Below are 15,401 nucleotides of genomic sequence, written 5' to 3'. Positions count from 1 at the left end.
AAGCACAGCCCTACGCTACAGCGGTCCTGCGCCGGAGCCTCGCCGCCGGCCCCTGAACTGGTGATCTCCTCAGCTGAAAATCTCCTCCAGCCACTGCTCGCCGGTGGGCCGCATGTCGAAGCGCCGGACATACTCGGCGGCGGCCAAAGATTCTTCCTCAAACGCTTCCGGGGAGCTGTTCAAGGCGGAGACAAATGCCCGGACTTGGGACGTGGACTCGCGGGTCCAGCGGTTGCTGAAAATTTCATCCACCCCCGGTCTCTGCCAGAACAGCGGGATCGAACCGGATGCCATCCCCTCAGCGGGGGCGAGGTGGAAACTTTCATCGGAGCTGGGCGAAAGGATATAGCCAATCTTGCGCATCCAGCTCGCCATGTCTGCGCCAAACGGTTCGAAGACCACGGCATCCCGCAGGGCCGGGGATTTTCCAATCCGGTCGAAGATTTCCAGGTATGCCTCCCGCTGGAACGGTTTTTTCCACTCGTAGGGATATTCCCAGGGCATTCGTCCCCGCACGTGGAGCGTGTACCTGGGGTCCTCTTCCAGTAATTGCTCCAGCAAGTCCACGGCCCGGTCCAATCGCTTGCGCATCGGGACAATGCCCACCAGACCCAGCCGGAACCGATGATCAGGTGCTTTGGGCCTGCAGAGATCCACGAGGTCAACGGCGTTCGGGATCACCCGGAACGCTGTGTTGTCCCAGGCAGTACTCGCCAGGGTGCGGTCTGCGTAGAGCTGTGAGACACAGATCAGCGAATCAATGTTTTCGGCGGCCACCTTCTCCATCCAGGGCCCTTTGAGCTCAAACATGTGAAGGCGCACAATAAGTTTCTGCCTGCGCCGCTTGTTGTTCGAGTACCAGACGGCGTTGGGTCCGCACCATTCACAGATGATGACGTCGGCCCAGTCCCGGAGCCGCTCCGACTCCTTGACATCGTGGTGATGCAGCGACGCCCAATGGTCGAAGGCAAGGTCAACGTCGTCTCGCATTTCGAGGACGGCAACCAACTCCCCCGCAAACTTGAGGTCATGGCCGGCAATCAACACCCTCGTTTTTTGCCTGGCCCGCGGGCTGCGGACGTAGTCGCCCTCGGAACGCTCGAAATAGGCTTTGAGCCGCGCTGCTGATGCTGAAATCGAATAGTGGCGGACACGGCTGCTGACTTCCTCCCTCAACGCCCCGAGGCTGTCCTTCGCGCCCACCAGGAGGCGGACGACGCCGTCTGCGGAGTCGTCGTCGACGTAGAGCGGGTAGTCGGGGCCGAATAGTTCGAGATGCTGCGCGTTTCGGCTCACCACCGGCGGTATGCCGAGCGCGGCGTATTCGAGCACCTTCGTCGAGATCTCCAGGCTGGAGTCCATGCTTGCATCACGCCAGCTCAAGCCGACGTCGTGCCTGCTGACCTCCGTGGCGGCCTCATCGCGGGACATCCCACCCAACCAGTCAATGCCGGGAGAGCTGACGGCATCCTCCATGGAGACTGACCATGAGGGGTCTTGGGGATCATGCTGGAATTTGTCGCCGATCATGGTCAGGGCCAGGGGAAGGCCGTGCTCCTGGGCGGACACCGGCAGCGAGCACATCTCCAGGGTGCGCCATTTCTTGGCGAACTTGCCGGAGTAGACGGCGCTCACTTTCCTTCCGCTGGTCCCGGGCCTTCCGCGCAGCTCGAAGTACTCGTCGGGCACCATCGGGGTGAGGACAAGTGTTTTTCCGGCAGCTTCGGGAATGGTCGCCTCAACGAAGGAACGTGCGGCCTCCGTTTGCACGAAGAACCGTCGGCACTGTCCGATGGTCCGCCTGAGGCCCGCGAGGTTGTCCTCCGGGAGCCGCGAACCGGGAGGTGCGATGTCCGTGATGTAAAGCCACGATTTGGGGCCAAGGCTTTCGGAGTTGGCGACGTGCGCCGCTACTTGGGTTCCGCGGGCGATCACAACGTCGAACGATCTCTCGGCGTCGAGCCGGGCCATGACCTGCGCCGCCGTTCGAGGGCTCAGCGCCGCATCGTCCATGCCGCCGCCGGGCTGCACGATCTCCACGCCCGGCAGGACAGCAATCCGATCAAGCAGCCGTCTCGTCATGACCGGGGCCTTGAGCAGCACGCATACCTCGGATCCCGTCCGTGACAGCGCTTCGGCCATCGAGACAAGCCAGACGGCCGATCCGTCGATGATGTTGAGGTCAACGTCTCCGTAAAGGAGGATCGTGCGTGCAGCCCTCGTGGTGTCAGTGCGAGCCAATGAGTGCCCCCGGTTTCATCTTGACAAAGGTTTCCAGCGAACGGAGCAGGCCGAATGTGTAGTCTTCGGTCCACTCATCCATGGTTGAACGGTCCGAAAACACGACATCCGAGGCAGCCTCAAGAGCTGGGGTGTAGATGTCGGACTCCCGCCGCGTTCTCACGAAGTAAACGGGCGTCCCTGCGGACCGGCACGCTGCCAGCGCCCCGAGGATCTCCTCCGCAAGCAGCGTCCCCGCTGCGGAATCGGCTCCAAACCAGGCTCCCGAGGTGAAGGCGTTGTCGTCCACGACCAGCGCGCTTCCGCTCCCGCCCGCGATTTGGGCAGCTATGGTGCTCGGCCGCAGGGATTCAAGCGCGTGGGCATCGCCGAGGTGCCGGTGGAGTTCCCTGCCCACGATGGTGTAGATAATCCGCCCGCCCCATGGCGCCGCGGAAGGCACTCCGAGATAGCCATGAATTCTGGACTGCCTGGAAAGGTCATCTTCGACCGCGGCGGCCTGCCGGCCAATGGCCCGGCCGGCCGGTGCAGCAGCCGGCGGGCCGGCCTTTCGGTTCTCCGCGGAGCCGGCCGAATTCTTGGTCTGTTGGGCCGGTCCCTGGATCGGATGGACCGGCGTCGAAAGTCCCCTCACCAGGTCCCGCAGCTCGCGGAAACGCGAATGGGCTTTCCTGGCTTCGGTTTCCTGCACCCACCGCAGTTTCACCAATTGGGTGAAAGCCAGTACCGCCATGAGGGTGAAGAAACCGAGGGATAGTCCGGCCAGCGCCGGATGCCCCACGGAAAAATAAAGAGACCCACTTAGTAGCGCGAGGATCCCGAAAAGACCGACCGTGAGAACTCCACGGCTCTTGAAGGCTGTGCGCATGGACTGCAGGACCCGGAGAATCATGCGCTGAATACCCCTCTGGTGTCCACGAGGAGCTTGCCCGCAAGGTCTTCGACGGGGAGCGCGCGAACACCGTCATGGTCGACGAGCACGACCACCAGAGAGGACCGGCTCACGGCCTCCTCCAGGGACGCCAGCCGCACGTTTGCCCGGCCCTGAAGGGGCTCGGGCAAACTCTCGATGTGCGGCTCGGCTATGTTGATCTGCGCAGCCGGCATCGATTCGGCAATGGCTTGGGCGATTTCAACGGCCGGTGACTCACGAAGGTCGTCAATGTTGGCTTTGAAGGCCAGCCCGAGGACGGCAATCTCGGAATTCCTGGGCAGTTGGGCGAATGCTGCACGGACCTGGTTCAGGACCCAGCCCGGCTTGTCGTCGTTGACGGTCCGTGCCGTCCTGATGAGCCGGGACTCCGCGGGCGCGGCGGCCACGATGAACCAGGGATCGACTGCGATGCAGTGCCCGCCGACACCGGGTCCGGGCTGCAGAATGTCGACCCGGGGGTGGTGATTTGCCAGCCGGATCAGCTCCCACACGTTGATGTCCAGCTTTTCGCTGATCACGGAAAGTTCGTTCGCGAAGGCGATATTGACGTCGCGGTAGGCGTTTTCCACGAGCTTGGCCATTTCCGCTGTTACGTCGTCGGTAACGAGTATCTGTCCCTGGCAAAACACCGAATAGAGATCCTTCGCGAGCTCGGACGCCCGGCTGGTGATGCCTCCAACAATTCTGTCGTTGGTAACAAGCTCGATCATGACCTTGCCGGGCAAAACCCGTTCCGGGCAGTGGGCCAAGAGAATTTCAGGTCTGCCATCGGCGCCGTCCAGGGACAAGTCCGGCCTGAGCGCGACGATGCACTCACCCAAGTGGCGCGTTGCGCCGGGAGGCGACGTCGACTCGAGGATGATCAGTTCGCCGCCCTGGAGTACCGGAGCGATGCCGCGTGCAGCTGCCTCGACGTAGCTCAGGTCGGCGCTTCTGTCGCCCTTGAACGGTGTCGGAACGGCAACTATGAAGGCATCTGCCGCCGGGGTTTCGGTGGTGGCCTTGAGCCGGCCCTGGCTGACGGCTCCAGCAACGTGGATCTCCAAATCCGGCTCAACAAACGGCACCCGTCCATCGTTGACGGCGTCAACGGTCTGCTGATTTACATCGACGCCGATGACATTTAGACCGTTGGTCGCGAAGATCGCGGCGGTAGGCAGTCCGATGTATCCAAGTCCGATGACGGCAACGGTATGGATGTTTGTCAATCTGTTGACCTCTTTTCAAAGCGTGATGAATTCACGTGGGTTTCCGAAGAAATGAATTTTGTCGCTCGTTGCGCGGGATACACCCCGCGGCTGCCCGGCGCCTGCGTGCATCCGGCAGTAATTGAATCTGTCAGCGGAGTAAATGAGACCTTTGGCAGTCCTGACGGAAGCGAGGAAGGCTGTGTCCTCCCCGCGGCTCACGGCTTCAAAGGGATGAGCCTCGAAGACCTCCCGGGGTGCCGTGATGGTTGGTCCCAAGACACTCCGGCCGAACCTGTGTTCTTGGTGAGCGGCGCGGAGCACTGTCGCCCGGCGGGATTGCATGTGCATGTAGTGGGACTGTTTCCCCACCACATCCGCGCCGGAATAGCTCAAGGCGTGCAGCAAATCGGCGAGGTAATGCGGCCCGTAGTAGTCGCCGCCATCCATCCGGGTGAGGACTTCGCCGGCCGATTCCTCAACGCACAAGTTGAGGCATTCCCCGACGCTCAGTACCGCGGGCGCGACGATGACTTTGTATTTGGCGACGCCGCTGGCGTCGGCCAGGTCAGCCAGCAGCGCCTCCTGGGCTGTGAAACCGTGTGTCAGCAGAACCAGTTCGACGTCCACCCCGCGCTGGCTTCCCGCGGTCTGAAATATGTGGCTGAGCTGCTGGGGACGAGCGGTGCTTACCAGCGCACTGACGGTGGGGAGACGGACCATACGCACGCGCCCGGGTGAAATCGCTTGGACAACGGATTCTGCCCGATGCGCGTAGGTGTGCTCCCGCCAAATTCGGCGCTGCGCCTTATGGACGGCCCGTTCATTGAATTCGTCGTCGGACGTCAGCCTCCGCAACATCCTCTGCGCCTCAGCCTTGGCCCCGGCCACCAGAACCTCATCGTCCGCGAAAAAGCGCGAAATCGCGGCGCTTGGTGTCGAAACCACCGGCGTTCCCGATGCCGTGATCTCAAATAGCCGGCGGGCGCACATGCTCGGCGAATCGATCACGGAATTTACATTCAGGAATGCCTTGTACGCCCGGTAGGCGGTCAGCATCTGGGCGTAGCTCAAGGAACCGACGACGTGCTGGTCAAACGGCTCCGGGAACTGGTAGTTCGCGTTGCCTCCGAGCTGGCGGGAGAATATTTCCAGCTCGGCGCCGCCGGTTTCTTCTTCGACCATGGCCGCGCCCAGGAGCATGTCCATCTGCGCGCGCCGCTGCGGATACTTGTGGGCAAAATACATCCCCGCGAAGGCCACACCGCGCGAGTGCCATCCAAGGCCCGGCCGGACCGGGTTGTGAATGGCCGGCTGCGCGGCAAAAGGAAGGACAGCCACCCTGTCGTGGCCCAATTCCCTCACGTAATCGGGAATGCGGCCCGAATCACTGGTGAAGACGTAGTCAAACAGCTTGGCCGCCGCAAGAAAATCTTGATAATGGGGAGGGTCCTCCTTGTTCCAGAAGACTGTCGGAATTCCGTGAGAACGGCACCACGCCACGAGTCGGACAAGCTCCACCCCCGGACCCGAAGTGCCGGTGAGCTGGTATTGCCAGGATCCCGAATTCCCGTTCCAGGCAGATTCCACAAAGAGGAAATCGATCCGGGTTTTGCCGAGCTGGTCACGCCACAGATCACGGCGCAGCTCGAGTAGATTCCATTCGTAGGACAGGGCAGTCCGCGAAAAATCATCGAGGATCACGCCCACGGTCAGATCTTCACGTCGTGGTCTCCGCCGGGAGGTCTCGTACGGGGCGAACTGCAATTTGCGGTCTGGCCCCCAGCCCGTCCATTCACCGGCGGAACCCTTGGCCCGCAGCGAAACAAATCTGCTTAATCCCGTCCTCTGGCGCGGCATCCACCTTCGGAGCCGGGCAGTGGCCACCGCCCAGAACGCCCGCGCCTTTTGCCGCGCGGCCGCATCGGACACAGCGTCTAATTCTGCACGCACTATGCGGTTCTCCTCAGGATGCGTCTCATTAGGCGCGGTGGGTATCGGGGGCCGGGCCATTCGCGGCGCCCGTCCGTCATTCGGCCAGGAGGACGTCGGCCCCCTGCCTTCAGCGAAGGTAGGGGGCCCAAGTGAAGAGAATGTCGATCCAAGGTGAACGACGGCCAAACAACGCGGGGCAACTCACCATCGCGCGGCCAATTTTCCGATCGAATCCACCACCATTTCTCCCAGTCCCGGGCGGCGTGAAAGACTCTCAGCCGTGCCTCCTTCCGTCGCCGCGGTCAATACCGCCACCCGCAGGGTGCTCGCCTTCGCCGTCGGAGGCCTCCTGCTGTGGCTGATCATCGCCGTCCAACTGTTCGTCAACGTGGATCCGCTCAGCCTGCACCGGACTGACGCCGTCATCATGCTCGGCGGTGCAGCCTCTGAACGCCTGCCGGCAGCCCGGCAGATCCAGGACGAATTCCACATCCCGGTCCTGGTGATCTCGCACACGGACACGTTCGGCAACCGCGCGGCGGACGAGGCGTGCAATGCTGCCGCCTTCCCCAACCCGGAACTCATCTGTTTCCGGCCTGCGGACCTGGACACCCGGGGGGAAGCGCGGGCAATTTCGCGGCTGATCGAGGCCAACGGCTGGAAGTCCGTCACGGTGGTGACCTCCAGTTACCACGTCACACGCGCCGGACGCTTGATCGGCCAGTGCACGACGGCGGAAGTACAGATGGTTGCCTCGCATCCGGCTCTTGATTTGGGACAGTGGATCCGGCGGTTTGTGATCGAAACCGGAGGCCTCATAGACGCCTCGCTCCGGCCCGAATGCGCCAACTAGCGGGCGAAAATGTAACAATTGAACCTCATCCGGTTGAATTGGCCAGCCGGTTCGGGTCTTTACGGTAGGAGGAAAACACGTTGGAATACCCTGCCGACGCCGCTCCCCCACTGGTTGCCGCGCCCCGGCATCTGCGTCGGCGGCGCCTGCACGAGGACATCCCGGACACCCTGCTCGTCCCGGGAGCCGAGGCGATTCCGCTGGCGCCCGGGCGCGGCTCTTCCGCCAAGCGGGCAGCCACTCAAGACATCGACGACGCGGAAGCCATCTACCGCCGCAAGCGCCTGGCAGCCCTCGTAACCGTTATTTTTGTTGTGGTCATCGTGCCATCCTTAATCCTCGCCCTGCTGTTGCTGGGCTGAGCCCGGCGCAGTCCACAATCAACCGTTCGCAATCCTTGGGGGAAACCTTGCACAGCATCATGCCGATCTTCGGAACCAGGCCGGAAGCCATCAAGATGGCTCCAATCGTCAGCGCACTCAAGGAGTCGCCAAACTTCCGCTGCATCGTGACGGTCACCGGGCAGCACCGCGAGATGCTGGACCAGGTCAACGAACTGTTCGGCATCGTGCCCGAACACGACCTCAACATCCTGCAGCCGGGACAGTCCCTCTCTGCCATCATGACCCGGACCATCGATGGCCTGGAGGCGCTCTTCGCCCACACAAGGCCCGACGCCGTCGTCGTCCAGGGCGACACCACCACCTCAACGGCCGCCGCCATCGCGGCGCTCTATCACGGCATTCCCGTGGTGCACGTCGAGGCGGGATTGCGGAGCGGAGATCTGCTCTCACCCTTCCCGGAAGAGGCCAACCGCAAGATCACCAGCCAGATCACTCGTCTTCACCTCGCTCCCACGAGCACCAGCCGGGACAATCTGCTGGCTGAGGGCATTGACCCGGCGGACGTGGTGGTGACCGGCAATACAGTCATCGATGCTCTTCTCGATACCGTGGAAAAGCAACTCCCCTTCACGGATCCGAGGCTTGAGGAACTTGCCGCCGATGGCCGCAAGATCCTGCTCGTCACGACGCACCGGCGGGAAAACCAGGGCGATGCGATGCGCGGGATGGGGCGGGCGCTGGCAAGGATCGCGGACGCCGAGCCCGACCTGACGATTGTCCTTCCCGCACACAAGAACCCGCTGGTACGCGAGGCTGTGCTGCCGGCGCTGGAAGGCAAAGCCAACGTCCTAGTCACGGAGCCGCTGGCGTACGGTGAATTCACCCGTCTGCTGTCCCTGGCCCACGTAGTCCTGACCGACTCGGGCGGCGTCCAGGAGGAAGCGCCCAGCCTCGGCAAGCCCGTACTGGTCATGCGTGACAACACTGAGCGGCCAGAAGCTGTGGAGGCCGGCACCGTTCTACTCATCGGCACCGACGAGGAACGGATTGTTGACGAAGTCACCCTCTTGCTCCGCGACCAGCAGCACTTTGCCTCGATGGCGAACGCCGTGAACCCCTATGGGGATGGGAAGGCGGCCGCAAGGACCGTGGCGGCTATTGAGGAGCTCCTCGGTGTGGGCTCGCGGATTGGCGAATTCGACGGCATCTAGGCTCCGCGGGATTGCCTCCACGACACCGGGAAGTTAACACAGGATTAACGCAGGGCAGCCACCCGCATTCGTGGCCCCGATGGCTCAACCCTTATGCTTGGACGCGGGGGAAGCGCCCTTTGGCCCGTACATATGGTTCCGGGCGACCTCGAGCGATGCAACGGCTCGCCGCCCCCGCCATCAGTATCGCTCGCAGAAGAGGAAGAAACACATGAGAGTCCAGGCCGTAATTCTTGCTGCCGGAATGGGTACGCGGCTGGCACGTCCGCACCCGAAGCCCATGACAGAACTCGGTGATGGCCGCACCATCATGCACCAGCAGGTCCAGAACCTGCAGAGCGCGTTCGGCAAGAAGGTCCGGCTCACCATTGCGGTGGGTTTCAAGCTCGAAATGATCCTCGAGCACGTGCCCAACGCCTCATTTGTGTACAACGAGAACTTTGACCAGACCAACACGTCCAAGAGCCTCCTGAAGGCCATCCGGAATTCGGCCAAGGGCGGCGTTCTCTGGATGAACGGCGACGTCGTCTTCGACCCGGACATTCTCGAAATGCTGGTGCCCTACATCAAGCGCGACGAATCTTTCATTACGGTTGATGTCTCGTCGGTTTCCGACGAGGAAGTGAAGTACACCACCGACGCCCAGGGCAACATCCTGGAGCTGTCCAAGACTGTCCCTGCGGACGTTGCCCGCGGCGAAGCTGTCGGCATCAACTACGTCAGTTCGAAGGACAAGAAGAAGTTCCTCAAGCGTCTTATCGAAGTGGATGACCAGGACTACTTCGAGGCCGCCATCGAGTTGACCATCAAGCAGGACGACGTCAAATGGACCCCTGTTGACATCAGCGCGTTCTACGCGGTTGAAGTTGATTTCCCGGACGACTTGGCCCGCGCAAACGCCAGCATCTAGGGTCGTTCAGCAGTGGTCGTGGAAAATCCGCCTACCAAAGCGCCCTCAGCCGACCGCAACAGCGAAGGGCCTCATTAGCAAGTGCCGCAGCAGAACAAGACGCAAGTATCACGACGAGGCGCCATACGTTGGTCGTTGGCAGGTGCGATCGGCGTCACTCTTTTGGGGGTTTCCGAATCGTCGTCCGAATCCTCGTCCGAATCGTCGGGCGATGATCGGGCGGCTCTACAGCCGGGCGCACCCAGAGAGTACTCTGATGCGTCGAGTTCGACTCTGGACGCCACGGTCACCTTAGGATCCCGGCCCCTTGCGCGCCTGCCGTACCGGCGCCTGGCGCGCGGGCCGGCCCTTGGGACCCACGTGCGGGATGACCTGTGCCCCCGGAACTCCGCTGTTAGTAACGGGCGGATTGGGCTCGGCACGTTCGGTCATCTGACAGATTCGCACGTTTTGGACGCGGCCAATCCCGGCAGGCTGTCCTTGCTCTGGCAGTACTATGACTTCTCCGACGGCTTTCCTTCATCCGGGCGGTTCCGGCCCCACGACCTTTTGACGGTCCACGTTCTGGAGGCAACTGTCCGGAAGCTCAATGAGATCCGCTTCGGGCCCCTCAGCCAGCGCCCGCTGGATTGCCTAGTGACCACGGGTGACCTCACCAACACCTTTGCCGTCAGTGAGCTGCGCGCAGCCATAGGGGTTTTCAAGGGTGGATCCGTGACCTCCCACCCCACGGGTGCCTATGAGGGCGTGCAGGATCACGGTCCGGCGCCCCTGGACTTGTCCAAAAGCATCTGGCATCCTGGTCCGGAAATTTCGTTGATACCGCCGGATGACTGGAAAACTGTTCACGGTTATCCCACGGTGCCAGGGCTTCTTGCGGCGGCCACCAAGCCGCTCAAAGCGCAGGGTTCCGATCTCCCGTGGTTTATCGGTTTTGGAAACCACGACGAAGCCGGGCGGCCGGCGTCCGGCTCCGCCTCAGCAAAGGCCGACTTCCTCGACGCACTCCGAATCGGTGACCGGCTTCCGATTCGCCTGCCGCAAGGCATGAACCCCACTGACTTCTGGGACGACGTCAATCATTCCAACGACAGCGAACGCCGGGCGCTGATCGCATCAATGACGTCCCGAAAGGTGAAGGCCTCGAAACTTCGCCGCCCATTCACCAAGGCCGAGTTCATGGATGAACTGCCCGAGGACGCAGGGAATTCACGGTCCGGCTCCGGCCCGGACTCCCAGGCGGACCTTTACTACACGTTCGACATATCGCCTCAGGTGCTTGGCATCATGCTGAACACGGCGAGCCCGGATGGCAGCACTGCAGCCGTCCTGGATGCGGCCCAAGCGGACTGGCTCGAAGAACGACTCAGGGGTGTTTCGGCAAGGTTTTATGATTCAAAGGGCAAGGTCATCAAGTCCCCGGCAGAAGACCGTCTGGTGGTGTTGTTCTGCCACCATCCACTCTCCACCTTCGATGAGGAAGAGAGTCCGGCCGACGGAGGTCGGCCGCCGTTGAATAGAGGGGCGGTCCTGGGTCTGCTCTCGCGCTATCCGAACGTGGTTGCCCTGATGAACGGCCACAGGCATAAGCACCGAGTAACCCCGCACAAAGGGAAGTTTGAAAATGGCGGTTTCTGGGAGATTACTACAGCGTCACTCATTGACTATCCGCAGCAATCGAGGATTGTCGAGCTCATGGACAACGGTGACGGAACCCTGTCCATTGCGGCGACGTTGGTGGACCACTCCGCCCCGGAAAGCGTGTTGTATGAAGGAAAGCAGACTGCCCAGTCCCTGGCAGCTTTGAGCCTCGAACTCGCCATGAACCGTCCCGGGCTGGACCACGCCGAGGTGATTGGCGGCATCGGGGACCAGAATGTTGACTTGATCCTCAAGAAGCCCTTCTAAGTTGAGCCCTCTTCTGTCGGCCTGTCGCAGGACGCCGTGCCATTATTGACGGATGGTTCAGCGGCCGGCGCGGAGGCTCCCCGCATCTACTTCCACCGATTGACGTATCAACCGCCAGTTGGAAACAGACGAAAGAAGCGAATCCAAGAATGCAAGGTCGCAGAGAGAGCGAAGCCATAGCTTCGTTGAAAGCCGCTGCTAAGAGAAGTCTGCGGCGCGCGTGGCGGGCGCTGCCTCCGGAGCGGCAAACGCAGATCCGGAAGTTGGCCCATCCGGCCAATCTGGCCAAGGTCCAACGTACGCTCAACGCATCGCCCCTTAGTACCCTTCAGCGGCCACAGCTCGCCGTCGTCGTACTGGTGGCAGATTATGCTTCCGTTCCCGATGCGACGCTGAGAAGCCTGGTTGGCCAGAAGCCGCCCGCCTTGGAAATGATCGTCGTTGACACGTCGTCAGCCGGCTTGGGCAAAAGCGCGGTACAGCCGTTCGTCAAGCGTGACCGCCGGGTGAGGTACCTCGAACTTTCCGGCGTCAGCGAGCAAGAAGCCCGGAACCGCGCCGTGGCCTCTTCGCGGGCCCCGTACCTGATGTTCCTCACGGCAGGAGACGTTCTCGAGAAGGGCAGTCTGGATGTCATGTCCCGCTCCCTGCGTGAGACGGGCTCGTCCTTCGCCGTCGGTATGACCGGAATCGTGAAGGGCAACGTCAGCTCCACGTCCGCTTGGCAGCAGAAAATTCACGCCGAAACCCGGCGCGCTGCGACCGTTGCGGGATTCCCGGAGATACTGCTGGACGGTTTCCTGGCGAACAAGCTATTCAGCCGTGAATTCTGGGTTTCGGCAACCGCCGGCGTCGCGCTCGATCGCGAACACTGGCAGTACGAGGCACTTGCGACGCTGTATACGCGCGCCAAGTCATTCGACATTCTGGATCTCAACGTCGTCAACACATCACTGGACTCGGCGCTCCGGCCTCCGGCCCGCGAGCTGATCTGCCAGACAAGATACCTCGAAGACCGCCTGCACCGGCTTGAGTCTCTTGCCGCCGCGATCCACGCCGCCTCGGCTCCCGCAGACTATCGGCACTGGCTTTCGGAAGAGCTGGGCAACGGGCTCTTCCGCTATTTCGAGGTGGTGCCCCGTACCGGCACCGAGTACTGGAATTTGTTGCAGGCCAGTGTGCTGCGCCTGAGCGAAGGCCAGGAGCTGGACTGGGACCTCATCCGGATCCACAATCGACTGATCCTTTCCGCCGTCATCGCGAACAAGCGCGAGGACGTTGTCCGCATCTGCAACCACCGGAGCGACTACGCATCCAGCTTTCCGACGGAGGTGACGGACTCCGGGATCCTCGCCCGCCCCCGGTACCTGGAGGAACTGTCAGGCTACGATCCGGAGCTCCTGGCCTGCCGTGATATCGACCTCCAAGTCATCAGCAAGATGACCCATTTCGACTGGCGGGCCGACGGCAGGCTGGAAATCGGCGGATATGCGTACATCTCCTCCGTGGACCCAGCCCGGGGCGGGCTCACCATCCAGGCGTCTCTGGTCAACGCCAACACCGGCGCGACTGTCCCCTTGCCGGTGGAGCGCCATGCGGACAAGTCCATCGACTGGAATTCAAACGATAATTGGACGTCCTACGCCGAGGCGGGGTTCAGCACCATCATCGATCCCGCCGTCATGCTGCTGGAACAAGCCACGACAGCAGGGGCCGCCCGCTGGCACGTACTCCTGACCGTCAGTGCCGGCGGCCGGACACTCACAGCGCCGTTGACGCGCCGGGATCTCACCGGTTCAACCGGTCAATTGGCTGTGGGACCGATGTTGGGCTCATCGAGGATGGCCGTCGAGATGCGTGCCTCAACCGGGCTGACTTTCATTCCGGTCACACCACGGTACGTGGCATCGTCGATCGAGGTGGCAGGGCGAACACTGACGCTCACCATCGCGGCCGAATCTGCCCCCGCAGCGAGGATGTCCATTGAGTCCCGGAAGTTCGGCGTTCGGAAGACGGCCACCCGCCAGGATCAGGACGGGAGCCTCGCCGTCTACGTCATTGACATCCCGGCGGTGGGATCAGGCGCCGGCGCAGCTGTCGAGTGTGAATGGCAGCTTCGACTGGACAGCGGCTCTGGCGCGCCACAGCCGGTGGCGTGGCCGAAGGGAACCGCCGAGCTGCAGTCCCACGCGGATGAGACCCGAAGCCTCAGGCTGGGCCTGACGGGGTACGGCTTCCTCAGGGTCGAGGAGCGGAAGGGCCGGGTTGTTGCGTCCAAAGTCGAAGTTTCACCCGACAAACGCATCCTTCGGATCGAGTGCACTGCAGACCTGCCGATGACCCCGCTCCCCCGGATCGTCCTCGCCAGTGGGAAGGCCGTCATCCCTGCGGCTGGCGTCACCTTTGCGGTCTGTACCAATGGGCAAAGCAATGTCTTCACTGCCGACTTCCTGCTGCCCCAGCGGCCCTGGGGCGGTGACGAAGTCATGCCGGAAACCGGAGCTTACAGCGTTCGTTACGTTCCGCCGGGGGTCGACGACCACTTGGGCTACTGGATTCCGGCCTCATCCGGGCTTCAGAAGGAGATGCCCGCGCGGATAGCGGCAGGCCGCCTGGAAGTCGGCGTCAGCCGCACCCCCACGAACCCTGCTGCGCTAACCATCCATCTGCGGCCCCCCTTTGCAGAAGACGAAATAGGACGGTTCGACCAGCAGACGCTGCGCACCCCGGTGACGGAAGGCGTGGATGCTGACCTCCGCGACGCCGTCTTGTTCATGTGCTTCGGCGGACGCCGCGCCACCGACAGCCCCAGGCGCCTCCTCGAGGAGTTCCAGCGCCGCGGCAGCCAGTGGCCCATGTACTGGGCCGTTGCGGATTTCTCGGTGCCGGTGCCCGCCGGCGCCGAACCGGTGCTGATCGGTTCCCGGCTGTGGTACCAGCTCCTGGCTGAAGCTCGGATTCTGATCAACAACAACAACTTCCCGTTCTACTTCCGCAAGCGCGAGGGACAGGTCTACATCCAGACCTGGCATGGAACTCCCCTCAAGAAGCTCGGCAACGACGTCGCCCGCACCAGCTTCTCGCTGTCCTACTGGAACCTCATGTGGCGGGAGGCAGAATACTGGGACGCCCTCCTGGCGCAGAACGACTACGCTGCCGGGGTCCTGGCCAATTGCTTCGGATTCAAGGGGCCGGTGGTGGCCGAGGGTTACCCACGGAACGACAGCCTCACCCACGAGCGGATGGCAGAGAATCGGGCCGCCATTCGGACCAGGCTCGGCATCCCGGAGGGCAAGACCGCGATTCTCTACGCGCCCACCTGGCGCGACGACGCCAAGAACGCCTCACAGCAGTACGAGATGGTCACCTATCTGGACTTCGAAAAGGCCCAGCAGCAGCTTGGCGACGACTACGTGCTGCTCCTCCGCGGACACCACAACATCGCTGGCCAGCGGCAGACGGCGGCAAATAAGTTCGTCATCGATGTGACCGAGTACCCGGAAGTCAACGACCTCTACACGGCCGCGGACATACTGGTAAACGATTACTCGTCCGTCATGTTCGATTTCTGCGTTACGGGCAAACCCATTGTTTTCCTCACGCCGGACATCGCTCAGTACCGCGATGCAACCCGCGGCTTCTACTTCGATCTCGAAGAAAAAGCTCCTGGTCCGCTGCATAACACCACGGAGGAAGTTGTTCTGTCCATCAAGAACATCGCTGACGTGTCCCGCCGGTACGCCCTCAAGTACGAGGCTTTCGTCAAGATGTTTGCCCCGCACTGTGACGGTGAGGCAACAAGCCGGGTCTTTGATGCGCTGTGGCCGGACAAGGAAGCCATCGGCATCACCTCAAGCACCCACTGAGGGGGCTCTTCG

At 62.3% G+C, this 15,401-nt stretch carries 10 protein-coding genes; 6 read left to right on the top strand and 4 right to left on the bottom strand.

The window, feature by feature from the left end; all coding sequences use genetic code 11:
* Window positions 1–69: 69 nt before the first annotated feature.
* From ACFVVK_RS05420 to ACFVVK_RS05405, 4 genes are read right to left on the bottom strand one after another with little or no spacing between them, the layout of a single operon-like run.
* Window positions 70–2,241: a glycosyl transferase gene (locus ACFVVK_RS05420; RefSeq protein ID WP_390264523.1), complete on the bottom strand. Its 2,172-nt coding sequence runs from the start codon at window positions 2,239–2,241 to the stop codon at window positions 70–72.
* Window positions 2,228–3,133, bottom strand: a complete 906-nt coding sequence (locus ACFVVK_RS05415; RefSeq protein WP_390264520.1) for a hypothetical protein — start codon at window positions 3,131–3,133, stop codon at window positions 2,228–2,230. The genes ACFVVK_RS05420 and ACFVVK_RS05415 overlap by 14 nt, the downstream gene beginning before the upstream one ends.
* Window positions 3,130–4,383, bottom strand: a complete 1,254-nt coding sequence (wecC, locus tag ACFVVK_RS05410) for a UDP-N-acetyl-D-mannosamine dehydrogenase (RefSeq protein ID WP_390264517.1) — start codon at window positions 4,381–4,383, stop codon at window positions 3,130–3,132. The genes ACFVVK_RS05415 and wecC overlap by 4 nt, the downstream gene beginning before the upstream one ends.
* A gap of 15 nt (window positions 4,384–4,398) precedes the next feature.
* Entirely contained in the window at window positions 4,399–6,072 is a 1,674-nt protein-coding gene (locus ACFVVK_RS05405; RefSeq protein WP_390264514.1) for a glycosyltransferase, read from the bottom strand.
* Window positions 6,073–6,577: 505 nt separating this feature from the next.
* Here ACFVVK_RS05405 and ACFVVK_RS05400 point away from each other — a divergent pair.
* The 6 genes from ACFVVK_RS05400 to ACFVVK_RS05375 all read left to right on the top strand — a co-directional run bounded on the left by ACFVVK_RS05400 (window position 6,578) and on the right by ACFVVK_RS05375 (window position 15,389).
* Window positions 6,578–7,150 carry a YdcF family protein gene (locus ACFVVK_RS05400; RefSeq protein WP_390264511.1) on the top strand — a complete coding sequence of 191 codons (573 nt, stop codon included), beginning with the start codon at window positions 6,578–6,580 and terminating at the stop codon, window positions 7,148–7,150.
* Between the two features lie 80 nt (window positions 7,151–7,230).
* Window positions 7,231–7,512: a hypothetical protein gene (locus ACFVVK_RS05395; RefSeq protein WP_390264509.1), complete on the top strand. Its 282-nt coding sequence runs from the start codon at window positions 7,231–7,233 to the stop codon at window positions 7,510–7,512.
* A 59-nt stretch (window positions 7,513–7,571) separates the two neighbouring features.
* Window positions 7,572–8,705 (top strand): non-hydrolyzing UDP-N-acetylglucosamine 2-epimerase, encoded by a 1,134-nt coding sequence (wecB, locus tag ACFVVK_RS05390; RefSeq protein WP_390264506.1) that lies wholly within the window; start codon window positions 7,572–7,574, stop codon window positions 8,703–8,705.
* Window positions 8,706–8,916: 211 nt separating this feature from the next.
* Window positions 8,917–9,615, top strand: a complete 699-nt coding sequence (locus ACFVVK_RS05385; RefSeq protein ID WP_390264503.1) for an NTP transferase domain-containing protein — start codon at window positions 8,917–8,919, stop codon at window positions 9,613–9,615.
* Between the two features lie 81 nt (window positions 9,616–9,696).
* Entirely contained in the window at window positions 9,697–11,523 is a 1,827-nt protein-coding gene (locus tag ACFVVK_RS05380) for a hypothetical protein (RefSeq protein WP_390264500.1), read from the top strand.
* 359 nt (window positions 11,524–11,882) lie between these two features.
* Window positions 11,883–15,389: a CDP-glycerol glycerophosphotransferase family protein gene (locus tag ACFVVK_RS05375; RefSeq protein WP_390264498.1), complete on the top strand. Its 3,507-nt coding sequence runs from the start codon at window positions 11,883–11,885 to the stop codon at window positions 15,387–15,389.
* The last annotated feature ends 12 nt before the right edge of the window (window positions 15,390–15,401 follow it).

Origin of the sequence: Arthrobacter sp. NPDC058192, from assembly GCF_042883665.1 — a bacterium.
Lineage (GTDB): Bacteria > Actinomycetota > Actinomycetes > Actinomycetales > Micrococcaceae > Arthrobacter.
Note: the sequence above shows the minus strand (reverse complement) of the source record. Positions and strands in the feature narration are given on the sequence as shown.